Source organism: Desulfovibrio legallii (assembly GCF_900102485.1).
GTDB classification, from domain to species: Bacteria; Desulfobacterota; Desulfovibrionia; order Desulfovibrionales; family Desulfovibrionaceae; genus Desulfovibrio; species Desulfovibrio legallii_A.
Genome location: NZ_FNBX01000016.1, coordinates 18,081 through 42,370 on the forward strand (window position 1 = coordinate 18,081; position 24,290 = coordinate 42,370).

The window sequence follows — 24,290 nt, forward strand, 5'->3', positions numbered from 1 at the left end:
AAGGTAACGAGTATGACAATGGACGCCAACGCCGTAGTGCTTGAGCGCTACAACGCCAAAGTTTTTAAAAACCGCAAGGAGCATATGCTCCGGGTGGACCCGGCGGCGGAGCAGCAGCAGATCATCGCCAACACCCGCGCCATTCCCGGCATCATGACCAACCGGGGCTGCTGTTACGCGGGCTGCAAGGGCGTGGTGCTGGGCCCCATCAAGGATATGGTGCTTATCACCCACGGCCCCGTGGGCTGCGGCTTCTACAGCTGGGGCACGCGCCGCAACAAGGCCAAGCCCGAAGACGGAAGCAAGGATAACTTCATCCAGTACTGCTTCACCACCGACCTGCAGGAGCCGGACATCGTCTTCGGCGGCACCAAGAAGCTCAAGAAGGCCATCGACGAGATCATGGAGCTCATGCACCCCAAAACCATCATGATCGCCGCCACCTGCCCCGTGGGCCTTATCGGCGACGACATCCAGGCCGTGGCCTCCGAAGCGGAGAAAGAATACGGCATCCGCTGCGTGGCCTACAGCTGCGAAGGCTATAAGGGCGTGAGCCAGTCCGCCGGGCACCACATCGCCAACAACGGTCTGATGAAGAAGGTCATCGGCACCGGCGAATACGAGCCGGCCACCAAATACTCCGTCAACATCCTCGGCGAGTACAACATCGGCGGCGACGGCTGGGAGCAGGAACGCATCCTCAAAAAGATCGGCTACGAGGTGGTCTCCATCTTCACGGGCGACGGCTCCGTTGAGCGCATTGCCAGCTCCCACAAGGCCAACCTCAACCTGGTCCAGTGCCACCGCTCCATCAACTACATCGCCGAAATGATGAAGACCAAGTACGGCGTGGATTGGCTCAAGGTCAACTTCATCGGCATCGAAGGCACCATAGAAAGCCTGCGCCACATGGCCGCCTACTTCGGCGACCCGGCCCTCATCCAGCGCACGGAGGAAGTCATCGCCGAAGAGCTGGCCGAAATCCAGGACCAGGTAGAGGCCTACAAAGCCCGCCTCAACGGCAAAACCGCGGCGCTCTTCGTGGGCGGCAGCCGCTCCCACCACTATCAGGGCCTGCTTAAAGAGCTGGGCGTCAGCACCGTGCTGGCCGGCTACGAATTCGGCCACCGTGACGACTATGAAGGCCGCGAGATCATCCCCACCATCAAGGAAGATGCGGACAGCAAAAACATTGAGCACCTGGACGTGACCAAGGACGAGCAGAAGTACCACGCCTTCCTCACCCAGGAGCAGTACGACAAGCTGGCTGCGGAAATCCCGCTGGAAAAGTATGCCGGCATGGTCAAGGACATGGACGAAGGCTCCTATGTGGTGGACGACCTCAATATGTACGAGGCCGACAAGTTTGTGGAAGTGCTTAAGCCGGACATCTTCTTCTCCGGCATTAAGGACAAATACGCCCTGCAAAAGGCCGGGACTCTCTCGCGCCAGCTGCACTGCTATGACTACAGCGGCCCCTACGCGGGCTTCAAGGGCGCCGTGCAGTTTGGCCACGACGTCTGCATGGGCTACTTCACCCCGGCGTGGCACATGGTCACCCCGCCCTGGAAGACGCGCGCCACCCTGCAAGGCTCTGTGGGAGAAAAGTAATGCTTGACCTTACCCCCAAAACCCATCTGAACCGCTCGGGCATCCTCATCAACCCGTGCAAGACCTGCCAGCCCGTGGGCGCGCTCTTCGCGGCGCTGGGCGTGCACAACTGCATGCCCTACAGCCACGGCTCCCAGGGCTGCGTCTCCTACCACCGTACCTACCTCACCCGCCACTTCAAGGAACCGGCCATCGCCTGCACCAGCTCCTTTACCGAAGGCGCGTGCGTGTTTGGCGGCGGGCCCAACATCCGCCAGGGCGTCAAAAACGCCTTCGACGTCTACAACCCCGACATCATTGCCGTGCATACCACCTGTCTTTCCGAAACCATCGGCGACGACCTCAATACCTATATTGAGGAAATGGACATCCCCGACGGCAAGTATGTGGTGCACTGCAACACGCCGAGCTATGTGGGTTCGCACATCACGGGCTTCGGCAACATGATGGCGGGCTTCATCAAATACCTGGCCGCCAAGGGAAAGGCCACGGAAACCGTGGCCGTATTCCCCGGCTTCGTAAACCCCGGCGACGTGCGCGAATACAAGCACCTGCTCCGGCACATGAAGCTCAAAAACATCATGTTCCCCGACTGCAGCAATGTCATGGACGCGCCCATGACCGGCAAGTACAAGATGTACCCCGACGGCGGCACCACCATTGAGGAAATCAAGGCGCTGGGCTCCTGCCGCAAGGTTCTGGCCCTGGGCCGCCTCACCAGCGACGAGCCCGCCGCCCAGCTCAAGCGCAGGTGCGGCGTGGAATACGACCTGCTGCCCCTGCCCATCGGCCTGGCCGACACGGACGCCTTCATCATGGCCATGGCCAACCTCAACGGCGGGGACGTGGACGCGGCCCTGGAAGAGGAACGCGGCCGCCTGGTGGACCTTATGCTGGACGCCAACCCCTACTACTACGGCAAAAGGGTGGCCGTGTACGGCGACCCGGACACGGTGCTGGGCCTCACCCGCTTCTGTCTGGAGCTCGGCATGACGCCCGCCTATGCCCTTACGGGCACGCCCGGTGAGGCTTTTGTCAAGCTGGCCACGGCCCTGTTCAAGGAATACGGCAAGGAAGAAGAGTGCAAGGCCTTTGCCGCCAAAGACCTCTTTGACCTCCATCAGTTCATCAAAAACGAACCCGTGGACCTTTTGCTGGGCAACTCCCACGGCAAGCAGATCGCCAAGGCCGAGGGCATCCCGCTGGTGCGGGTGGGCTTCCCCATCCTGGACAGGTACGGCCACCCCGCCCTGCCCATGGTGGGCTACCGCGGGGCCTTCCTGCTGGCCACCCACATCGCCGACGCGCTCATGGATCAGTTCGACCGCGTTTGCGCCGACGAGGACATGGATCTGGTTATGTAGCGGCCGCCCGGCCGCAGACGCACAAGGCATACAAACAAGGGCCGGGGGATCTTCCCCCGCCCTCCCCAAGGGGGTTGTCATGAGCATGGAAGTTCTGGAAGAACGCCGCACCTCCATTCAGGAAAAAGGCCGCGGTGGCTGCTGCGGCGACGGCCTGCGCTGTGATACGGCCAGCGTGGCCGGGGCCGTGAGCCAGCGAGCCTGCGTGTACTGCGGCGCGCGCGTGGTGCTCAACCCCATTACGGACGCCTTCCACATCGTGCACGGGCCCATCGGCTGCTCCAGCTACACCTGGGACATCCGGGGCAGCCTTACCAGCGGTTCTGAATTGTACCGCAACAGTTTTTCCACGGACCTGCAGGAAAAAGACATCGTCTTCGGCGGCGCGGAAAAACTCACCCGCGCCATAGACGAAGCCGTGGCCCAGTACAAGCCCAAACTGATCTTCGTTTACGCCACCTGCATCGTGGGCGTTATCGGCGACGACGTGGAGGCCGTGTGCCGTCGGGCCGAGGCGCAGTACGGCATCCGGGTTATCGCGGTCAAAGCGCCGGGCTTTTCCGGCACCAAGTCCACAGGTTACCGCATGGCCTGCAACGCCCTCATGCAGCTCATGCTGCCCCACGCCGACCAGCCCCGCGTCAAGGGCGTGAACATCCTGGGCGACTACAACCTGGCCGGCGAAATGTGGATCATTAAAAACTACCTCAAGGCCATGGGCATCCCCGTGGTGGCCACCATGACCGGCGATGCCGCCTACGAAACGCTCATCCGCGCCCCTGCGGCTCAGCTCAATATCGTGCAGTGCGCGGGCTCCATGATGTATCTGGCCCGGCGTATGGAGGACGAGCTGGGCGTGCCCTGGATGCGCGCCAGCTTCTTTGGCGTGGAGGATACCTCCACCGCCCTGCGCCAGGTGGCGGAACGCCTGGGCGACGCCGCGGCCAAGGCCAAGGCCGAAGCCCTGATCCGGGAACGCGCCGCCGCGGCCACCAACTTTCTGGAGCGCTACAAGCCCCACTTCGTGGGCAAAAAGGCCGCCATCTTTGTGGGCGGCGGCTTCAAGGCCATCTCCCTCATCCGGCAGTTCAACGAAATGGGCATTGAAACCGTGGTGGTGGGCACGCAAACCGGCAAGCCTGAGGACTATGAAGTCATCGAGAGCCTGGTGAACCCCGGCACCGTCATCCTGGACGACGCCAACCCTGCCGAGCTTGAGACCTTTATGCGCGAAAAAGGCGCGGACATCCTGGTGGGCGGCGTTAAGGAGCGGCCCCTGGCCTACAAGCTGGGCATCGCCTTCTGCGACCACAACCACGAGCGCAAGCACGCCCTGGGCGGCTTTGAAGGGGTGGAAAACTTCACCCGTGAGGTGAACCTTTCCCTCAACAGCCCGGTCTGGCGCTATACCCGCGGCAACAACACCTACGCAGCCACGGCCGCCCGGCAGGCCGCCCGCGTGCGCGAAGCCCTGGCGACCAGAGCCTGAAGCCGGCCGACATACAAAAGGATTTTCTGAGCCAGCTTGGGGCGGCCCCGCCCCGGAAGGAGAAGTCATATGAGCGCCAACCTCGTCAATCTCAATACCAACCCCTGCAAGATGTGCATGCCCCTGGGCGCGGCCAGCGCCTTTTACGGCATCCGCAAGTGCATGACCATCCTGCACGGTTCGCAGGGCTGCAGCACCTATATCCGGCGCCACATGGCCACGCACTATAATGAGCCCGTGGACATCGCCTCCTCCTCCCTCACGGAAGAGGGCACGGTCTTCGGCGGGGCCAAAAACCTGCTCACCGGTCTTGCCAACCTCATCAAGCTCTATGATCCGGAAGTGATCGGCGTGGCCACCACCTGCCTGGCCGAGACCATCGGCGAAGATGTGCCCGCCATCATCAAGGAATTTAAGGAAAGCCACCCCGAAGTCACGGCCCACATCATCCCCGTGGCCTCGCCGGGCTACGGCGGCTCGCAGTACGAGGGCTTTTTCCGCGCGCTGCACGCCATTGTGCGCCACACGCCCATGAATCCCGCCCCCAACGGCTGCGTCAACATCATCACCGGCCACCTTTCCGCTGCGGACACCCGCGCCCTCAAGGCCCTGCTGGAGGCCAGCGGCCTGGACTGCATCCTGCTGCCGGACCTCTCCCAGAACCTGGACGGCGGCCATGAGGCAACCTACAACCGCCTGCCCCAGCACGGCACGCCCCTGGCCCGCATCAGCCTTATGGCCGGGGCGCGCATGACCCTGGAGCTGGCCCCCCTCTGCCCGGAGGAATACTCCCCTGGCGCTTGCCTGCAAGAGGCCTTTGGCGTGCCCTTGCTGCGCCTCAACCTGCCCATCGGCCTGGAAGACACGGACGCCTTCGTGGCCAGCCTGGAGGCCCTGGGCGCGACCCTGCCCGCAAGCCTGGCCGAGGAACGCGCCCGCTACCTGGACGCCATGATCGACGCCCACAAGTACAATGCCCAGTGCCGCGCCGCCGTCTTCGGCGAACCAGACGCCGTGCTGGGCATGACGCGGGCCTGCTGTGAACACGGCGTCGTGCCCGTGGTGGCCGCCACGGGCAGCCGCTGCCCCGGCCTGGACGCGGCCCTGCGCCCCTGCATGACCGCCGCCGCCGAAACGCAGCTTGCCGAAGGCTTCGACATCCTGGACTTCGCGGACTTCACAGCCATTGAAAACGCCCTTACGGCGCGCAAGGCCAACCTCATGCTGGGCAATTCCGACGGCCGCCGCATTGAGGAACGCCGCCACATCCCGCTGCTGCGCTACGGCTTCCCCATCCACGACCGGGTGGGCGGCCAGCGCACCCGCCTGCTGCTCTACGACGGCTCCCTGAGCCTTATGGAAGCCACGGCCAACGCCATGCTGCACCAGACGGAAAGCGTCTTCCGGCAGGAACTCTATGACAAATATTATACGGATGCGGCGGCGGCCAAAACCCTGGACGCCCGCCGCATCGAGCCCGTGGTCCGGCCTGCCGTTGTCGTCGCCGCCGGAGCCCAGGCGGATGCCGCGGCCAACGCCGCGCGCACCAAGTCCCACCCCTGCTTCACCTGCGGGGCGTGTTCCACTGCGGCCCGGCTGCACCTGCCCATTGCCCCGCGCTGCAACCTGAGCTGCAACTACTGCCTGCGCAAGTACGACTGCCCCAACGAGAGCCGCCCCGGCGTCACCACTGCCGTGCTCACCCCCGAACAGGCCGTGGAGCGCTTCCTCCAGGTCAAACGCGACATGCCCAACCTTACCGTGGTGGGCATTGCCGGGCCCGGCGATTCCCTGGCCAACCCCGAAGCCACATTCCGCACCCTGGAGATGATCCGCAAGGAAGACCCCAACATCACCTTCTGCATGTCCACCAACGGCCTGGCCCTGCCGGAATTTGTAGAGGACATGCGCCGGGTGGGCGTAAGCCACGCTACCGTTACCATCAATGCTGTAGACCCGGCCATCGGCGCGCAGATCTACCGCTATGCGGAATACCGCGGCGGGCGCTACACGGGCGAAACCGCCGCCGCGCTCCTGCTGGCCAATCAGCTGGCCGGCCTGCGCGCCCTGACCCGCGCGGGCATTGTCTGCAAGGTCAATACGGTCATGCTCAAAGGCATAAATGATACCCACATCCCCAAGGTGGTGGAAACCGTGCGCGACCTGGGCGCGGAGCTCACCAACATCATGCAGCTCATCCCGGTGAAGGGCAGCGCGTTTGAGAACATGCCCCTGGTCAGCAACAAGGAGCTCATGGACCTGCGCAAGAGCTGCGAACCCACCCTGCGCCAGATGTACCACTGCAAGCAGTGCCGCGCCGACGCTGTGGGCCTGCTGGGCGACGATCGCTCCATCGACTACCGCCCGCCCGCGCCCGCCCCTGCAGCGGAAGAAAGCGCGCCCGTACCGGTGGCGCGCGGCATCCGCATCGCCGTGGCCTCCAAGACAGGCGCCGCCGTGGACCAGCACTTCGGTCAGGCGGACCAGTTCTATATCTATGAAAGCGACGGCACGGCCGCCCGCTACCTGGAAACCCGCAGCGTGGCCCGCTACTGCCGAGGTATGGACGATTGCGGCTCCGGCAAGGCCGGACGCATGGACGGCATCCTGGCCGCTGTGGACGACTGCAAGGGCGTGTTGGCCCTGCGCATCGGCCAAAGCCCCCTGGAAAAACTGCAGCAAAAGGGCATCCGCGTCTTCACCCTGTACGAAACTGTGGACAAGGCCGTAAACGAAGCCGCCAAGGCGCTCTGCGGCTAAGGCCTGCCTTGTCCCCCGGTCCGGGGCGCCCCCGGGCCGGGCCCCATTCCGGCGCTGACCGGCACTGCTGGAGGCCGCCATGCCGCATCTGGTCGATATCACCCTGAGCCTGTTTCTGGCTTCGCCGCCGCCAGCCCTGGCCTACGGCGCAGGCCGCAAGGGCGTGAGCGACGCCTTTGCCCTCTGGGCCGGAGAATGGCTGGACCTCCTCCACAGCATGGGCTTTCTGGTGGAGGTGCCTCCTTCCCTGCGCCACGCCGCGCCCGCGGGGCCCCGCGCCCGCAAGCCCGGCGCGCCGCCCCACGGCCATTACGCCCGTCTGGGAGGCTGCTGCGACGCGCTGCGCGACTTTCCGGCCTTCTGGGCGCGGTACGCTCCCCTCAAAGACCGTATTGAATTCTGCCCCAACGATACAGCGGGCTGCGCCACGGCCCTGGCCGTGCTCTGGCTTTCCCACGGGGGAGCGCGCGTGGCCGGAGCCCTCGGCGGCAGCGCCGCGCACGGGCCGGCCGCCGGGCCCGCGCTGGAGGAAGCGGCCCTCTGCCTGGCCGCGCAAGGGCAGGACGCGGGCCTGCGCCGCCTGGATCTGCTGCCCAGGGCCGCGACCCTGCTGCGTGAGGCGGGTCTGGCCCTTTCCCGCCACAAGGCCGTGCTGGGCGCGGATATTTTTGCAGTGGAATCGGGCATCCATGTGGACGGCATCGCCAAGGCCCCACACCTCTATGAACCCTTCAGCCCGGAAAGCGTGGGCCTGACGCGCCAGGTGGTCATGGGCCGCCATTCTGGCCTGGGGGCCGTGCGCCTTAAGGCCCGGCAAATGGGCCTGCCCCTGCCGGAAGCCGCCCTGCGCCCGGTGCTTGGCGCGGTCCACGCCCTGGCCCTGCGCCAGCAAAGCAGCCTCTGCGATGCCCAGTTTGCGGCGCTGTGCCGCCCCCATCTTCCCCCCGCCATTGCCCAACCCCGGAGGCTCACGGCTCCGGGCGCTCCAGCGGAGGTGGACCGTGCCTGAGATCATTTTGGTGGACACCACATTGCGCGACGGCGAACAGGCCCCAGGGTTCGCGTTTACGCCGCAGGTCAAAATCCGTCTGGCCAGACTGCTGGACGCCGCGGGCGTCGGCCAGATCGAAGCGGGCGTGCCGGCCATGGGCGCGGCGGAAAAAGAAGTGGTCCGCGGCGTGCGCGCGGCCTGCGCCCAGGCCCGCGTTTCCACCTGGAACCGCCTGCATGAGGGCGACATCCGCCAGTCCCTGGACTGCGCGCCGCACATCATCCACCTCTGCTGCCCCATCTCGGACCGGCAGATCAGAGAAAAGCTCAAATCCACCCGCCCGCAGGTGCTGGATTTGCTGCGACGCTGCGTGGCCCTGGCCGCCAGCCGCGGCGCGGAAGTGACCGTGGGCTTTGAGGACGCCTCCCACGCTACGCCGGACCAGTTGCGCCAGGCGGCTCAGGCGGCGCGGCAGGCAGGCGTGCGCCGCGTGCGCTGCAGCGATACCGTGGGGGCCTATACCCCGGATCAGGTCTGGCGCGCCGTGCGCGTGCTGCGCGAAGCGGGGCTGGATGTGGAAATCCACGCCCACAACGACCTGGGCATGGCCGTGGCCAATTCTCTTATGGCCGCCAGCGCGGGCGCGGCCTATGTGAACACCACCCTGTGGGGCATCGGCGAAAGGGCCGGCAACTGCGGCCTGGCCGCCTTTGCCCACGCTGCCGCCCGCCTGGGAGGCGCGGCCTGCGCCGTGGCCCCGGAGGCCGCGCGCGATCTGGAGCAGGAAGCCGCCGCGCTGCTGCCCGCTCACGCCCTGGACGCCTGGGGCTTGGGGCCGCGCCGTCCCTTTGGACATTAAACAGCGGGGCAGCCCCCGTTCTGCGCCAGCTGAAACCGGATTTGGGCAAAACAAGTATGGGAAACCGCGACAGCCGAGAGGAAACGGGGCCATGCCCCTTGCCGCAGGAGCTGCGTCCCTGATTTTTATACAAAAGGAGAACGTCATGCGCTGTAGCCATATTGCCGTTATGCAGACCGCCGACGCTGCCCTGGCCGGAGTGGAGACCTGCGCCCGCATCGTGCTCTGGACCCGCGCCGAGGATGCGGAAACAGGCTGGGCGCAAGGGCCCGCCCTGCCTTTTTCTTTGGGGGGCTGCGGGAATATGGCCGCCCTGCGCGGGCGGCTGCGGCAGCTGGCCGGCCTTCTGCCGCAGGGCGCTGCCCTGGTGGGCACGGGCATATCGGGCCTGGCCTACAACGAGCTGAGCCGCCTGGGCTTCTGCCTCTGCGAGCTGACCGCCTTTGACCCGCAGCTGCTGCCGCCTCTGGCAGCGGAAATTGAAGCCAAGGCGCAGGAAGACGCCCCCGTGCCCACGGGGCCGGTAGCCACAGACGCGCCCGGCGTTTACGCCATTAACCTCATGGAAGTGATGGCTGCGCATCCGGAAATCTCGTCCAAAAAGGCCCTGCGGCCGTTTCTGGCTTCCACGCCCTTTGTGGAGCTGGAGCTGATCTGCGGGCACATGCCGCCCTGGCTGGAAGAATACATGCGCGAACACCGCCTGACCTGCACCCGCAGCCATCTGCCGGACGGCGCCCTGCGGGCGCGCATCACCCACGCCCTTTGCGGCGAGGCCGCACAACCCTGTTAACGCAACGCCCCGCGCGGCTTGCCCGCAACCCGCGCGGAAAGGAGGCTCTTATGGCTGCCGTTGACGCCCGTTCCACTGTCTTCACCCCTTACGGCCCGGTCTACAACATCCACATTCTTGCCCGCTGGCCCGACGGCACGCCGCGCGACTGCCGCTGCCTGGGCCCGGATACCGTGGCCACCCCCCAGGGCTGGCTGCCGCCCCTGTACGCAGCGGACGACATACGCCGCACCAGCGACAGGAGCTTCAGCCTCTACCCCAACGGCATGTGGCGCAGCCTGGAGCTGCAAACCCAATGCCCCGTGCCCACGCCCCTGGGCGAGCTGCCGGTGGAGTGGCTCTCCTGGTTCCCCAACGGGGCGCTCAAACGCATCCTGCTGCGCAAGGGAAAAACCAGCGGCTACTGGACGGAAGAGGATGAAGGCCGCCTGGCGAACGTCTGCGCCCTGAGCCTGCCCACAGGCCCGGTGGAAGCCAAGGTGCAGGGGCTGCGCTTCCACCCTTCCGGGCGCTGCGCCAGCGTCACCTTCTGGCCAGGCGAGCGCCTCACGCTGCCCAGCGCTCTGGGGCCCTTGCCCGTGCGCAACGGGTGCGCCTTCTATGCCTCCGGCGCACTGCGCAGCTGCGAACCGGCCCGCCCCCTGCCCGTGCCCACGCCGGCCGGGCTCATGGTGGCTTTTGACCCCACGGCCACGGCCATCTGCGGGGACGTCAACTCGCTGCAGCTCACGGAAGAAGGCGCGGTCTGCGGGCTCACCACCACAGCCCGCCTGCGCTGGACCGACGCCCAGGGCCCCCACACCCTGACCCCGCGCCTGGAGCTGGACCAGCTCACCATGCGCCGCACCGTGGTAGTGCCCCTGCACCTGACCTTCACCGAGGACGGCCGCACCCGGATTGACGACGGCCGCAACGTGCGCACCGTGTCCACCGCCGGGCTGACGGCCGCCTCCTTCACCCCTCTGCCCGACCTGCGCCTGCCCGCTCTGTAAAACAAGGACCAGGCAAGCGCCGGACGCGGCCGCTGCCAACAGGCTGTTACGTCAACAGGATATAAGCGAAAAGGCCGTCAACGTTCCAACGCTGACGGCCTTTTCGACGCAACATCCGATCAGCGCGGCGGCTACCGCGTCTGCAGCAATTCCTGCCGGGAAACCGTGCCCAGGAAGTTCTGGTCCACATACTGCCAGCGCACTTGCGGCAGGGAGCCCGCCTGTGCGGCCTGAGCGTCCGCCGGGGCCGGACCCACCACAAAGGCGGCGCGGGCGCGCTGCTCAAAGGCCCGCAAAAGGTCCGTGCCGGGAATCTCCAGCGTGGTTTTGCCGGCCAGCTCCGCCGGCAGGGGCTCGCGGTATTCCAGCACGATTTTGTCGCGGTCAAAATTGGCCCGGGCCATGAACTGGCGCACCAGCCAGGCTGTAGGCCGTCCGTCCGTTTCTTCCTTGACGCCTGCCAGAGCCGTGAAGGGATCGCGTTTGGCGCTCACGATGGCGGTGCTGGCCTGAAAGCCCATATCGCCCAACAGCTCCACGCCGGGGTCTACGCTGAAGGACCGTCGGCTCGCGCCGTCCCAGAACCAGCCTTGCGGCACCTCGGCATGGGCCACAATGGCCAGGGCCCCTTGCGGCGCGGCAGCGCCGTACACGGCCAGCCAGACCCGCACGGGCAGCCCGCCCACCATATCTGTATCGGGAAGCTGCACATGCCAGCGCCCATTGCCCATGAGGGGCAGCTGCGCCGCGCGCGCGCTGATGGCCGGACGCGCCGTGGAAACATACGCGCCGTCCAGCACGCCGCGCCGCTCCGCCTGGGCGCAGCCCAGCAGCAGAGCGCCGCACAGGGCGGCCCAGCAAAGCAAAAGTTTTTTCATACGTCCTCCCGGCGGGCCGTGCGTCCGCCATATTCCCAATATACGGCAAGCCGCTCCGGCTGGCAACGGCGCCCCAAGCCTGCGGCGCCCCGCGGCAAGGCGCGCTTTATGGCGCGGCGGGGGCGGCGTTCTGCGCAGGCGGCTGCCCGGAAGATTGGGCAGGATTCTGCGCAGGCGGCTGCCCGGCCGAGGATCCCGCCGCGCTGCCGGGCATGAAGTTCTGCAGATCGCGCGAGACGGCAAAGGTGCGCAGCTCGGCCGCCGCGGCCTGAGCAAAAGGGGAATCCTTATAGTCGCGCACGATGGATTCCAGAAGCATCTGCGCCCTGGTGGCGTCGCCCAGTTTGCGGTACAGGCGGGCCTCCCGGAAGCGCAGGCCGGGGTATTCCGGCGAATTGGACGGCACAAAGGCGTTATAGCGGGCCAGCCACTGCAGGGCTTCGGGCACGCGGTTGCCCACTTCACAAATGTCCATCAGGGCCAGCATGGCGTCCTTGATGCGCTGGGGGTCGGCTTTGTCCGAGCGCTCGTCGTGCAGGCGGGTGAAAAGCTCCACCACCTTACGGTTCAGCTGGTAGGCGGCGGCAATGTCCTTGCGCTGCTCGGCGTCGCGGGCCAGAAAATAGGTGGCGTAGGCCCGCTGGTAGAGGGGGATATCCTGTTTGTCCGCCAGCTTGTGCCACATGGCCAGGGCCGGGGCATTGAGGTTGAGGTTCTGGGCCGAAAGAGCCATGGCGTAGTCCAGCTGATTGCGCAGCTGCGGCCGCAGCGGCCATGTGGAAACCAAACGGCCCAGATCCAGAATTTTGTCCCAGGCCCCGGCCTGCAGGTATCGATTAAAAAACGTCACAAAGGTGGCTTCGCCGTACTGCGGGTCCATGGGCGAGGCCAGGAAGGGCGTAAGCATCTCCAGGGCGCGGCGCTCCTCGCCCCGCTCCAGCAGCCCCTGGGCCAGGGCGTAGCGCAGGCGCGGGTCCGGCGCGCCGTAGCGTTCCCGCACCAGGGGGAAGCCGTTCCAGAGGATCAGGATGCGGCCGTAGTTGCCCTCGGTGAGGGAGTTGGTCAGCTCTTTCTGAAAAGCCATCCAGATGAGCTCCCGCGCCTGGGGCACATCGGAATTTTCGGGGTGGGCGTCAATAAAATCCGCCGCCTTGCCCATGGCGTCGGTATAGCGCCCGTCCCAGTACTGCCACATGGCTTCCTTAAGCCCGACCAGCGCCGCCTGAGGGGCTTCGCCCCCGGCAGCGGCAAACTCCCGGTAGAATTGGGGCAGATTTTTTCCGGAGGCGCGCGCAAACACTTGGCTCATAGCCGCATAGGTGATGGGCGCATCGTAAATGCCGCCTTCCGCCAGGCGCAGGCGCGCCATCCAGGCGGCAAAGGAGCCCGAAAACTTGTCCCGCGTCTGCGTGTAAACAAACGTCGCCGCCTTGTTCGCCCCCAGGCGGGAATACATGTCGCCCATCCGGAGCAGCCTGGCGTCCGCGCCCTTGGCCTGGGGCACCAGGTTGTAGTGCAGCCAGTATAGGGGTAAGGCCGCCGCAGGGAGGTTCAGAGCTTCGGCATTGCGGGCCTGCAGCAGCAAAAAGTCCGGCTGGTCAATATAGTGTCGCGGCCAGCGCTTGCTGATAAAATCCAGAATAAGCCGGGCCTGGTCATATTTCTTTTCCCGATGCAGGGCCGTGGCCAGCCCCACGGAGGCCTCCATGAGCACGGAGGATTCGGGGTATCTGTCCAGCACCAGGGCAAAGGACTGCTCCGCCGCAGCATTGCGCTCTTTGGCAAGCTGCGCCTGCCCCAGGGCCGTAAAACCCTGGGCCACGCCAGGGTAGTCCGGATAGCGGCGGTACAGGGCCGCCATGTACCCGCCAGCATCCACCAGGTTGCCCACGTTGACGTTGGCCAGGCCCAGACGCAGCAAGGCGTCGGGCACGCGGGGCGAGCGCAGGTTGGCGTGCATAGCCTCATTGGTGGCGGATACGATGGGCTCAAAGCCCGCCAGCGGATCATCGGCGTAGCGGGCCCAGAGGCAATCGCTGATATGGTAGAGGGTCGCCTCCCGCTGTTCCGGCGTCAGGTTGGGCAGCTTGCGGATCTGCTCCAGTTGGGGCAGCGCTTCGTCAAATTTCCGTTCCTGAAGCAGGCGTTCCGCTTCTGCCAGCATCTTAGCCGGGTCAGCCGGCTTGGGCACGGGATTGCCCTGCTCGTCCACATAGACGACCGGGCGGGGTTCCTCCACAACCGGGGCCTTTTCTTTTTCCGGCTTCTGCTCCTTCAGGCCGAGCACCTCGCCGCTGACCTTGCCGGAAACCTCCGTATGCGCGGCGGCAGTCGGCGGCGCGGTCTGCGCCGGAGGAAGGGGCTGCACGGCGGGCGCTGCCGCGTCCTGCGCACGGGCCGGAGCGTTTTGCCCGGCGGAACCAACCGGGGGCGCGTCGGGCGCGGCTTCGGAGCGGGCGGCGGCAGTCGGCGCGGCTGGGCCGGGGGCCGCGACGCCGGGCGGCGTTCCGGACGCTGCGCCCCCCCCGGTGCCGAAGGTTGCGGGAGACGGCGCGTTCTGTGCGGGCGTGCTCTGCGCTGGCGGCGCAGGGGGAGGGACAGCAGCGGCCGCCCCAGTGGTGGAAAGGGCTTTATCCGGAGGCCAGTTTTCCGGCCCGCCGGGGTTGACGGGGCTGCGCAGGCTTTGGCGGCCCCCCGCACCCGGCGTCGCCTCGGCGGCCAGAGCAACGGGCACACTGCCCCCAAACGCCGGTCCGGCGCAGCGGGAAGGCAGCGCAGCCTCCGTCAGAAGCAGGGCCAGGGCCAGGGGCAACAGCCCACGGCGCAAGAAGCCCCGCCCGCGGCGGCGCGGCGCAACCGCGTCCTTGACGACGTTTGTCTGATGCCGATTTGCGGCGGCTGCCGTATTCTGATTCACCTGTTCCCGCCGAGCATGGAAGTTTTTGTCGCCCCCTGGGGCGCACGAAAACATGCAAAAAAAATGCCTAGACCTGCCGCTTTTTCAACTTTTCAATAAGCGTAGTGCGCTTGATGCCCAAAAGCTCGGCAGCCTGGTTCTTGACGCCTTCGGCCCGGTCCAGGGCCTCGTCGATCAGGCGGCCCTCCACCGCATCCAAAAAATCCTTAAGATTCAACCCATGCGTCGTCAACACAGCCAGATCCGGCCAGACGAACGCGCCCGGCTCCCCGCCGGAATCCCCGGCCTGCAGCCTTCCCGCCGGTACGGCCGCCGCCACCACACCGGTGTCGGACGCGGCCTCAGCCTCATCCACCTCCGGCAGGGCGGCAATCTCGCCCACATGATCCAGGATCTTGGCCGGCAGATCCTCCGGGCGGACGGTATCGCCGTCCACCAGGATGCTCAAGCGCTCCATGAAGTTTTCCAACTCGCGCACATTGCCGGGCCAGGCATAGGCCACCAGCACGCGCCGGGCGTCCGGGGTCAGCCCCAGGGGCGGCCGCCCCTTTTTGGCGCAGAAATGGTTGAGAAAATGGCGGGCCAGCAGCAGCACGTCACCGCCGCGCTCCCGCAGCGGCGGCAAATGCAGGGGAATGACATTGAGGCGGTAGTAAAGATCCTCCCGAAAGCGCCCGGCCGCCACCTCGACCTCCAAGTCACGGTTGGTGGCCGCCACAATGCGCACATCCACCTTTTTGCTGCCCGTGCCGCCCACCCGCTCGATTTCCTTTTCCTGCAGCACCCGCAGAATTTTTACCTGCAGACTCAGATCCATCTCCCCGATTTCATCCAGGAAAACCGTGCCGCCGTCGGCCATTTCAAACCGGCCCGGCCGGGAGCGGATGGCATGGGTAAAGGCCCCTTTTTCGTGGCCGAAGAGCTCGCTTTCCAGCAAATCCTTGGGAATGGCCCCGCAGTTGATGGGCACAAAAGGCTTTTCCGCCCTGCGGCTGTTGGCGTGCAGGGCGCGAACCAGCAATTCCTTGCCAGTTCCCGATTCTCCGGTTACAAGCACTGTGCTGTCGGTGGGCGCCACCTTGCCAAGCACTTTAAAGACCTCGGCCAGCGTGGTGCTTTGCCCGATAATGCCGCTGGTGTTCAACTCCATGGTTCTTTTCTCCGCCTGAAGGCTTTCTTCTGTGTCAATACACTGACACGGCCCGGATTGCCAGTAAAAAAGCGCCCGCAACAGCCCGGCTCACCGCCATGATCATACCTGCCCCTGCCCAGCCGCCCATTGCTTTGCCCCCCTGCCCCCTGGACGCCGTGCGCCCGGAGGTGACCCGGACTCTGGCGCAGGGCGGCAACCTGGTCCTGCAGGCCGAACCGGGCGCGGGCAAAAGCACCCGTCTGCCCCTCTGGCTGCTGTCCGCCCCGTGGCTCCACCCGGAGCGCGGCGGGGGCCGCATCCTCCTGCTGGAACCCCGCCGCGTAGCCGCCCGCGCCCTGGCCCGCTACCTGGCCCGCGCCCTGGGCGAAGAGCTGGGCCGCACCGTGGGCCTGCGCATGCGCGACGAAACCCGCGTCAGCCGCGCCACCCGCCTGGAGGTGCTCACCGAAGGCGTGCTGACCCGCCTCCTGCAGGATGATCCCCAGCTCAGCGGCACGGCCTGCGTCATCTTTGACGAATTTCATGAGCGCTCCCTCACGGCGGATACGGGCTTGGCGCTCTGCCTGGAAAGCCAGGCGGCCCTGCGCCCGGACCTGCGGCTGGCGGTCATGTCCGCCACGCTGGACGCCGCGCCCGTGGCGGCCCTGCTGGGCGGCTGCCCGGTCATTTCCTGCCCCGGCCGCGCCTTCCCCGTCAGCATCCGCTACCTGCCCCCCAGGGCGGAAGCGGGGCGCTTCCCCGGCGGCGCGCCCCTCCTGTGGCGGCATGCGGCCACAGTCATCGCCGGGCTCTGCCGCACGGAACCCGGCGGCCTGCTGGCCTTTCTGCCCGGCGCGGGGGAAATCCGGCAGGTGGCGCAACTGCTGGAAGGCCGCCTGCCGCCGGAGGTCGATCTCCACCCGCTCTACGGCAATCTTCCTCCGCAGGCCCAGGACGCAGCCCTGGCCCCGCCCCCTCCGGGACGGCGCAAAGTGGTGCTGGCCACCGCCATCGCCGAGACCTCCCTGACCATAGACGGCGTGCGCATGGTAGTGGACTGCGGCCTGGCCCGACAGGCCAGATTTGACCCGGCCAGCGGCCTGACCCGGCTGACCACGGAGCGGGTTTCCCTGGCCGGGGCCGTGCAGCGCGCGGGCCGGGCCGGGCGCACGGAACCGGGCCTCTGCTGCCGCCTTTGGGACGCCGCCGAAGACCGTGGCCTGCGCCCCGCGGCGCGACCGGAGATTCTGGAAGCGGACCTGAGCGGGCTTACCCTGCAATTGGCCGTCTGGGGGGCGGATCCCGCCGCCCTGCCCTGGCTTGACCCGCCGTCCACCGCTTCCGTGGCTGTGGCCCGCCAGGCTTTGCAGCGCCTGGGTGCGCTGGACGCGCAACACCGCGCCACGCCCCTGGGGCGGCGCATGGCCGCCCTGCCGCTGGAACCGCGCCCGGCCAAAATGCTGCTGGACGCGCAGGCCCAGGGGCACGGCCCTCTGGCCTGCTGTCTGGCCGCACTGCTGGAGGAACGCGCCCCCGGCGCAGCCGCCGGATACGGGGCGGATCTGGGCAGACGTCTGGACAGGCTCTGCCGATCCGATCGGCCAGCAGACAGCCCGGCAGGCAGATGCAACGGGGGAAACGGCGTGCAGGCTCCATTGCGGCGACAGGCCCGCCGTCTGGCGGCCATGATCGGGCTGGAAGGAGATATTTTTGCCCTGGCAGCGGCGGATCACAAAGCCGCGGGTACGGTGCTGGCGCAAGGCTGGCCGGAACTGATCGCTCAGCGGCAGAACCGGGAGGAAAACACGGCAGGCGGTCCCTGCCCCGGCGTCACATACCGCCTGCGCTGCGGCCGCGCCGCACGGCTTCCAGCAACGGACGGCCTGAGCCGCAGCCCCTTTCTGGCCGTGGCCGAGGTGGACGGAGCTGCACCCCACGGCCGTATCCGCCTGGCCGCGCCGCTGGAGCCCGAAGATCTGGAAGCCCGGTTCGGCCAGGAGATGCGGACGGAAGATCTGGTGCAGATCAGCTCTGAAGGGCAGATCACGGCCCGGCGGCAGACCCGGCTGGACGCGCTGCTGCTGCGGGATGCACCTCTGCCGCACCCGGCCCCGGAGCAGTGCGCGGCGGCGCTCTGCGCCCATTTGCGGCAGTGCGGGCTCAACGCATTGCCCTGGGACGACGCGGCTCGGCAATGGCAGGCGCGTGTGACCCTGCTGCGCGGCCTGGAAGGCGAACCCTGGCCGGACGTGAGCGACGCCGCCCTGCTGCAAAGCCTGGAACTCTGGCTGGCCCCGGCGCTCGCGGGCTGCACGGCGCTTGCGGATCTGACTGCCGCGGCATTTACGGCGGCCCTGCACGGCCTGCTGCCCAAGCACATGGCGCGGCGCCTGGCGCAGGCGGCCCCACCCCACTGGCGCGTGCCCTCCGGGGCACTGCGGCCCATTGTCTATGGCGAGGAAGGCGGCCCGCGGCTGGCCGCCAAGCTGCAGGAATTTTTCGGCTGCACTGCGACGCCCGCCATTGCCGATGGGCGCGTGCCCCTGACCCTGCACCTTAATTCGCCTGCGGGCCGCCCCTTGCAGATCACCCGGGATCTTCCCCACTTCTGGCGGCACGGCTACCCGGCCGTGCGGGCCGAAATGCGCGGCCGCTATCCCCGCCATCCCTGGCCCGAAGACCCTGCCGCGGCAGAGGCCACGAGCCTCAGCGCCAAACGGCTGGCCGCCCGACACGACAAAAAACGCTGACGCCCAGGGCCGAATGCTTCGCCGCTCCGCAACGCCGCCTTGACACGCGCCGCCAGACCTTCTACACAGAACCCGTCGCGCTCATAGCTCAGTCGGATAGAGCGACAGCCTCCTAAGCTGTAGGCCCCGTGTTCGAATCACGGTGGGCGCACCAAGTTTTTCAAGCACTTACTGTTCTGCGGTAGGTGCTTTTCCTTTTGGGCACATGCCCCTATCTCTGAAATGCCGTGGCGGCTGCGCGAACAGACCCCCGCCTTGCAGGCGTAAGCGCAATTTATTGGAGCTGTTAAACGCCGGAACGCGCGTGTAGAAGCGTCTGCCCCGATCTTTAGTGTAGACCCGTGTAGACTCGTGTAGGCCCCCAAAAGCGCATGGCCGTAGAGCGGTTGCCCGAAATTGGAAATGTGCACAGATTCATGTGCACAAAAGAAAACGGGTCACTGCCGAAACAGTAACCCGTTGATTTCCTGGAGCCCTTGTCCGGGATTGAACCGGAGACCTCATCCTTACCAAGGATGCACTCTACCGACTGAGCTACAAGGGCGCGGTGACGAAGAGGATTTGTATCCTAAGCCTCCAGATTCGTCAAGCATTGCGGGCCGGATTTGCGTCAAAAAATTTTCTCGTCCCGGACCATGTCGAACCGGCGGCGCAATGCGCGGAACAAAGCCCGCGCGGCGTGGGGCGCAGCGTTGGCCGCTTTTTCCCTTCGGGCTTCCAGGGCCAGGGCGCGCAGCTCGGCCCGCGCCTTTGCCGCGGCGTCCGCGGCCGGATCGTCGCCGCCCGTCGCTTCAGCCCCAGCGGGCAGCGCGCCCAGCAGGGAGTCCAGCTCCGCCTCCGGGGCGGCGAGCAGGCGATGACGCCATTGCTCCGCCAGGTGCAGGGCCGCGCCCGCCGCCGCAGTCTTGGCCTGCCGGGCCTCCAAGGCGGCGCGCACGGGTTCCGGGTCCACCTCGCGCATGAGGCGGCCGATGAACTGCAGCTGCCTGCGGCGGCCTTCATGATCGCCAATGCGGGCGTAGAGCTCCAGGGCAGCCGCAAGGTCTGGCGGCAGATTGAGCGCGCGCATTTCCGGCAACGGCAGGCGGGCGAGCTCCGCCCCCAGATCCTGCAAAGCGAGGCTGGCGCGCTTCCTGGCCGAACGGCTGGGCCGGGGGGCCTCCTCCTGGCCGTCGGCGGACCACTGATGACGTCGGGCGCGGGGCATGGCCTAACTTTCGGGCCGCAGCAGGGGAAAGAGGATGACTTCGCGGATGGAGGCCGAATCCGTCAGCAGCATAACCAGCCGGTCAATGCCCACGCCCTGCCCCGCCGCCGGCGGCATGCCGTACTCCAGGGCGCGCAGGTAGTCTTCGTCCATGCTGTGGGCCTCGTCGTCGCCGGCCTCGCGCTCGCGCACCTGATCCTCAAAACGCAGACGCTGGTCCACGGGGTCGTTGAGCTCGGAAAAGGCGTTGGAAAGCTCCCGCCCGGTGATGAAGAGCTCAAAGCGGTCGGTGATGCCCGGGTTCTGATCGTTGCGCCTGGAAAGCGGCGAAATTTCCGTAGGATAATGGTAGATAAAATGGGGCTGGATGAGCTTGGGCTCCACATCCAGGTCAAAGAGTTTGGCCTGGAGTTTCTGCAGATTTTCGCTGTCCGCCGCCTTTTCGCCGCGCTGGCGGATATAGTCGCGTACGCGAGTGTAATCGTTGTAAAATTCCGGGCTGTGCCCCCCCACCTGGGTGAGAGAATCATAAAAACTCAGCCGCTTCCATGCGCCGGGGGTCAGGTCGATCATTTCGCCCTGGTAGGGCACCACCGTATCGCCGCAGGCCGTGCGCGCCAGATGGGCAAAGAGCTGCTCGGTGAAGTCCATGAGATCTTCAAAGGTTGCGTAGGCCCAGTAGAATTCACACATGGTGAATTCCGGATTATGGCGGGTATCGATGCCTTCGTTGCGAAAATTGCGGTTGAGCTCAAAGACCTTTTCAAACCCGCCCACCAGCAGCCGCTTGAGGTACAGCTCCGGCGCTATGCGCAGAAAAAGGTCCAGGTCCAGGGCGTTATGATGGGTTTTGAAGGGCTTGGCCGTAGCGCCGCCGGCCAGGGGCTGCATCATGGGAGTTTCCACCTCCATGAAGCCGTTGTCCTCCATAAACCGGCGGAACTCACGCACAATGAGGCTGCGCTTCAAAAAAATCTCCCGCGCGCGGGGGGTGACGATGAGGTCCACATAGCGCTGACGGTAGCGCATTTCCAGGTCTTTGAGCCCGTGGTACTTTTCCGGCAACGGCCGCATGGAGCGGGTAATGAGCTTGATGCGGCGGCAGGCCACGGTAAGCTCACCGGTCTTGGTGCGGAAAAGATGGCCGGATACGCCCACGATATCGCCCACGTCCAGCTTCTTGACGATGGCGTAGTCCTCTGCGGACATGTGCTCGCGCGAGGCGTAGCACTGGATGCGGCCCGTCTGGTCCATAAGGTGGAAAAAGGCCACCTTGCCGAACGAGCGCAGGGAAACAATGCGCCCGGCCACGGCAAAGACGTCCTCCTGCCGGTCCAGCTCCTCCCCTTCCAGGGGGCCGTAGGTTTCCAAAACCCAATTGATATCGTGTTGTTTTCGGAAATTATTGGGAAAAAGAGGCACGCCCGCGTCCAGCAGATCGCAGGCTTTGACCACGCGGTTCTTGACGACCTCATTGAGGTCGTCGCGGGCCGCGAAACTTTCCAGCATGGGCATAAAATAACTTGCGTGCGGCGACTTGGTGCCCAACTTCACCGCGGGCTTTTTACTTTTCTTTTCCCTTTCTTCCACGGAAACAACTCCTGCGCTGCCCTGAATTCAAAGAACTGTCAGGCTATGCTCTTCACGCCACGGCGTCAAGATTGAAGCGCAGGCGCAGCAGGGCCCCGGCCTCCTGCGCCGATGGCGGCCGTGGCCCACTTGTTTTTGCCATCCATAGAGTGTAAAAGAACTTTTTTGACCTCTAGGCCGCGCGACGCGCGGTATTTCAAGGGAAATCCATGCAAAAGTATACAGCCTCCTTTCTGGGGCGGGATTGCCCCGGCGTGGTGGCCACGGTCAGCCGCATCCTTGAAGAAACGGGCTGCAATATTGAGGAAGTGACCCAGACCATTCTTTCCGGCGAGTTTGCGGCCATTTTTGTGGTGGCCGCGCCCGATGGCCCCGACGCCGAGGGCCTGCGCCAGAAGCTCAGCGCCGGGCTGGCCGCCGCCGCCGTAGACCTTTCCGTGCTGGTGCGCCCGGCCGTCAAAGGCCAGTGGGGCACGGACCTGCACTGCGAACCCTTTGTGGTTACCGCCGACGGGCCGGACAAGCCCGGGCTCATTGCAGCCATGAGCCGCGTTTTCGCCCGGCACGGCGTCAATATTGAAAGCCTCAAGGCCATCCTGGGCGAGGGCGGGCCCAACCGCGCCCTGTTCGTCTTTGAAGTGATGGTGCCCGAAAGCGTCGATCTGGGGCGGCTGCGCCGCGAACTGGCCTGCGAAGGCCAGAAGCGCGACCTGCGCGTGAGCGTGCAGCACCGGGATATTTTTGAGGCCGTGCACCGGGTAACCCCATTTTAGTCAGGATACGCCATGCTCTCAGAACGCGAAATAACCAGCACCCTGAACATGCTCCGCAACGAGCATCTGGACGTGCGCACCGTCACCCTGGGCGTGAGCCTGTTTGACTGCGTGAGCCACGACCTGGACCTCTTCACCGCCAACGTGCGCGCCAAGCTGCGCCGCTACGCCGCCCAGCTGGTGGCCGTGTGCGACGATGTGGGCGACAAATACGGCATCCCCGTGGTCAACAAGCGCATCAGCGTAAGCCCCATTGCCGTGGTGGCCGCGCCTTTCGGCCCGGACGGCATGGTGCGGGTCTGCCGCGCCCTGGACGAGGCCGCCCGCGAGGCTGGCGTGGACTTTCTGGGCGGCTTTTCCGCCCTGGTGGAAAAAGGTTTTGCCAGCGGCGACCGCGCCCTCATCGAAGCGCTGCCCGAAGCCCTCTCCCAGACGGAGCGCATCTGCTCTTCCATCAATGTGGCCTCCTCCCGCAGCGGCATCAATATGGACGCCGTGGCCCTTATGGGCCGCCAAATCCGCGCTGTGGCCGCGGCTACGGCGGAGCGCGGCGGCATCGGCTGCGCCAAGCTGGTGGTTTTTGCCAATATTCCGCAGGACGTGCCCTTTATGGCCGGCGCTTACCTGGGCGTGGGCGAACCCGACGTGGTCATCAACGTGGGCGTTTCCGGCCCCGGCGTGGTAAAAAAAGCCCTGGACCGCGCCCGCGAGGCCGGCCACAACAGCAAGGGCGGCCGCCTCACCCTGCTGGACATGGCGGAGGTCATCAAACGCACGGCCTACAAGGTGACCCGCGTGGGCGAAATCATCGGCAGCGAGGTGGCCGACCGCCTGGGCATCCCCTTCGGCGTGGCCGACCTTTCGCTGGCCCCCACCCCGGCGGTGGGCGACTCCGTAGGCGAGATCTTCCAGAGCCTGGGCCTTTCCAGCATCGGCGCGCCCGGCTCCACCGCTGTGCTGGCCATGCTCAACGACGCCGTCAAAAAAGGCGGGGCCTTTGCTTCCTCTTCCGTGGGCGGCCTCTCAGGGGCCTTTATCCCCGTTTCTGAAGATTCCAGCATTGAAGCGGCGGCCACCTCTGGCCGCCTGAGCCTGGAAAAACTGGAAGCCATGACCAGCGTCTGCTCCGTAGGTCTGGACATGATCGCCATTCCCGGCGATACCCCCGCCAGCACCATTGCCGGCATCATCGCCGACGAAATGGCCATCGGCGTCATCAACCACAAAACCACGGCCGTGCGCCTTATCCCCGTGCCCGGCAAAAGCGTGGGCGAAGAAGTCTCCTTCGGCGGCCTGCTGGGCAAAGCCGCCATTATCCCCGTCACGCAGGGGGACGCTTCGGAATTCATCGCCCTGGGCGGGCGCATTCCCGCGCCCATCCACAGCCTGAAAAACTGACCTTCCGGCCCCGCCCCGATGGTTCGCGCCGTGGGGGCGGGCCGCTCCCTCCTCTATCCCATACACAGGGAGGACGCGCCATGCCCGCTGCCTTCCGGGTTGCCGCCCCCTATTTTTGCTACGGAGAAAAAGAAATCGCGCACCTCGCCCGGCGCGACGCGCGCCTGGCGCGCGCCATGGCGGCCATCGGCCCCGTGCGGCGCACCGTGCGCCCGGATTTTTTCGCCGCCCTTATGCACGCCATCGTGGGACAGCAGATAGCCACCAAGGCGCAGGAAACCGTCTGGGCGCGGCTGGAAACGGCCCTCGGACAGGTGACGCCGCGCACCGTGGCTGCCGCCGGGACGGAACTGCTGCAAAAACAGGGGCTTTCATTCCGCAAGGTGGGCTATATGCAGGGCGCGGCTGCCGCCGCCCTGCGCGGCGATCTGGATTCGGAAGCCCTGCGCCTACTGGACGATGCAAGCCTCTGCACGGCCCTCTGCCGTCTGGATGGGGTAGGCGTGTGGACAGCGGAAATGCTCATGCTTTTTTCCCTCCAGCGGCCCAACATCCTGAGCTATGGCGATTTGGCCATCCAGCGCGGCCTGCGCATGCTCTACCGCCACCGGGAACTCTCCCGCGAGCGCTTTGAGCGCTACCGACGGCGCTACAGCCCGTATGGCTCCGTAGCCAGCCTTTACCTTTGGGCCATTGCAGGCGGGGCCTTGCCGGAGCTGACGGACCCGACCGCGCCCTGCGCAGCCCGGAACGCCGCCGGGGAAAGGTAGTGTCCAGAATTTTTCG

At 66.1% G+C, this 24,290-nt stretch carries 17 protein-coding genes and 2 tRNA genes; 13 read left to right on the forward strand and 6 right to left on the reverse strand.

All coding sequences use genetic code 11. The features are described from left to right. Nucleotides 1-12: 12 nt before the first annotated feature. From nifD to BLS55_RS09445, 8 genes are all read left to right on the forward strand, one after another. Nucleotides 13-1,611, forward strand: a complete 1,599-nt coding sequence (nifD, locus tag BLS55_RS09410; RefSeq protein WP_218970741.1) for a nitrogenase molybdenum-iron protein alpha chain — start codon at nucleotides 13-15, stop codon at nucleotides 1,609-1,611. Further along, nucleotides 1,611-2,975, forward strand: a complete 1,365-nt coding sequence (locus BLS55_RS09415) for a nitrogenase component 1 (protein WP_092154612.1) — start codon at nucleotides 1,611-1,613, stop codon at nucleotides 2,973-2,975. Before nifD ends, BLS55_RS09415 begins: the two co-directional genes overlap by 1 nt. Nucleotides 2,976-3,054: 79 nt before the next feature. Continuing rightward, nucleotides 3,055-4,464, forward strand: coding sequence for a nitrogenase iron-molybdenum cofactor biosynthesis protein NifE (gene nifE / locus BLS55_RS09420; protein WP_092154613.1), 1,410 nt, complete (start codon nucleotides 3,055-3,057; stop codon nucleotides 4,462-4,464). 69 nt (nucleotides 4,465-4,533) lie between these two features. After that, complete coding sequence (gene nifB, locus BLS55_RS09425; RefSeq protein WP_092154615.1) at nucleotides 4,534-7,224, forward strand: nitrogenase cofactor biosynthesis protein NifB; 2,691 nt, start codon at nucleotides 4,534-4,536, stop codon at nucleotides 7,222-7,224. A 79-nt stretch (nucleotides 7,225-7,303) separates the two neighbouring features. Then, nucleotides 7,304-8,233, forward strand: coding sequence for a homocitrate synthase/isopropylmalate synthase family protein (locus BLS55_RS09430; RefSeq protein WP_092154617.1), 930 nt, complete (start codon nucleotides 7,304-7,306; stop codon nucleotides 8,231-8,233). Then, nucleotides 8,226-9,074 carry a beta/alpha barrel domain-containing protein gene (locus tag BLS55_RS09435; protein ID WP_180365439.1) on the forward strand — a complete coding sequence of 283 codons (849 nt, stop codon included), beginning with the start codon at nucleotides 8,226-8,228 and terminating at the stop codon, nucleotides 9,072-9,074. Before BLS55_RS09430 ends, BLS55_RS09435 begins: the two co-directional genes overlap by 8 nt. Before the next feature lie 145 nt (nucleotides 9,075-9,219). Then, nucleotides 9,220-9,867, forward strand: coding sequence for a Fe-only nitrogenase accessory AnfO family protein (locus BLS55_RS09440; RefSeq protein WP_180365440.1), 648 nt, complete (start codon nucleotides 9,220-9,222; stop codon nucleotides 9,865-9,867). A gap of 50 nt (nucleotides 9,868-9,917) precedes the next feature. Next, nucleotides 9,918-10,859, forward strand: coding sequence for a hypothetical protein (locus BLS55_RS09445; protein ID WP_092154623.1), 942 nt, complete (start codon nucleotides 9,918-9,920; stop codon nucleotides 10,857-10,859). Nucleotides 10,860-10,990: 131 nt separating this feature from the next. Here BLS55_RS09445 and BLS55_RS09450 read toward each other — a convergent pair whose 3' ends face one another. The 3 genes from BLS55_RS09450 to BLS55_RS09460 all read right to left on the reverse strand — a co-directional run bounded on the left by BLS55_RS09450 (nucleotide 10,991) and on the right by BLS55_RS09460 (nucleotide 15,804). Beyond that, the gene (locus BLS55_RS09450) at nucleotides 10,991-11,737 is read right to left on the reverse strand and encodes a DUF4851 domain-containing protein (protein ID WP_092154625.1); all 747 of its coding nucleotides are present in this window, start codon (nucleotides 11,735-11,737) and stop codon (nucleotides 10,991-10,993) included. Between the two features lie 106 nt (nucleotides 11,738-11,843). Further along, nucleotides 11,844-14,471, reverse strand: a complete 2,628-nt coding sequence (locus BLS55_RS09455) for a tetratricopeptide repeat protein (RefSeq protein ID WP_257243202.1) — start codon at nucleotides 14,469-14,471, stop codon at nucleotides 11,844-11,846. 250 nt (nucleotides 14,472-14,721) lie between these two features. After that, a complete protein-coding gene (locus BLS55_RS09460; protein ID WP_092154626.1) occupies nucleotides 14,722-15,804 on the reverse strand; it encodes a sigma-54 interaction domain-containing protein in 1,083 nt (360 codons plus the stop codon). Nucleotides 15,805-15,902: 98 nt separating this feature from the next. Between BLS55_RS09460 and hrpB the strand changes: the two genes are divergently transcribed. Beyond that, complete coding sequence (hrpB, locus tag BLS55_RS09465) at nucleotides 15,903-18,536, forward strand: ATP-dependent helicase HrpB (RefSeq protein WP_092154628.1); 2,634 nt, start codon at nucleotides 15,903-15,905, stop codon at nucleotides 18,534-18,536. Nucleotides 18,537-18,613: 77 nt separating this feature from the next. After that, a tRNA-Arg gene (locus BLS55_RS09470) sits at nucleotides 18,614-18,690 on the forward strand. A gap of 314 nt (nucleotides 18,691-19,004) precedes the next feature. Here BLS55_RS09470 and BLS55_RS09475 read toward each other — a convergent pair. From BLS55_RS09475 to lysS, 3 genes are all read right to left on the reverse strand, one after another. Next, nucleotides 19,005-19,080, reverse strand: a tRNA-Thr gene (locus BLS55_RS09475). 66 nt (nucleotides 19,081-19,146) lie between these two features. Next, on the reverse strand, nucleotides 19,147-19,743 hold the full coding sequence (yjgA, locus tag BLS55_RS09480; protein WP_092154630.1) for a ribosome biogenesis factor YjgA: 597 nt from the start codon (nucleotides 19,741-19,743) through the stop codon (nucleotides 19,147-19,149). A 3-nt stretch (nucleotides 19,744-19,746) separates the two neighbouring features. Beyond that, complete coding sequence (gene lysS, locus BLS55_RS09485) at nucleotides 19,747-21,252, reverse strand: lysine--tRNA ligase (protein WP_180365443.1); 1,506 nt, start codon at nucleotides 21,250-21,252, stop codon at nucleotides 19,747-19,749. Nucleotides 21,253-21,542: 290 nt separating this feature from the next. Between lysS and BLS55_RS09490 the strand changes: the two genes are divergently transcribed. The 3 genes from BLS55_RS09490 (at nucleotide 21,543) to BLS55_RS09500 (ending at nucleotide 24,274) form a co-directional block, all read left to right on the forward strand. Continuing rightward, entirely contained in the window at nucleotides 21,543-22,106 is a 564-nt protein-coding gene (locus BLS55_RS09490; protein WP_092154632.1) for a glycine cleavage system transcriptional repressor, read from the forward strand. Nucleotides 22,107-22,118: 12 nt separating this feature from the next. Then, nucleotides 22,119-23,504, forward strand: a complete 1,386-nt coding sequence (locus tag BLS55_RS09495; protein WP_092154634.1) for a PFL family protein — start codon at nucleotides 22,119-22,121, stop codon at nucleotides 23,502-23,504. An 80-nt stretch (nucleotides 23,505-23,584) separates the two neighbouring features. Further along, nucleotides 23,585-24,274: a DNA-3-methyladenine glycosylase family protein gene (locus tag BLS55_RS09500; RefSeq protein ID WP_092154636.1), complete on the forward strand. Its 690-nt coding sequence runs from the start codon at nucleotides 23,585-23,587 to the stop codon at nucleotides 24,272-24,274. The last annotated feature ends 16 nt before the right edge of the window (nucleotides 24,275-24,290 follow it).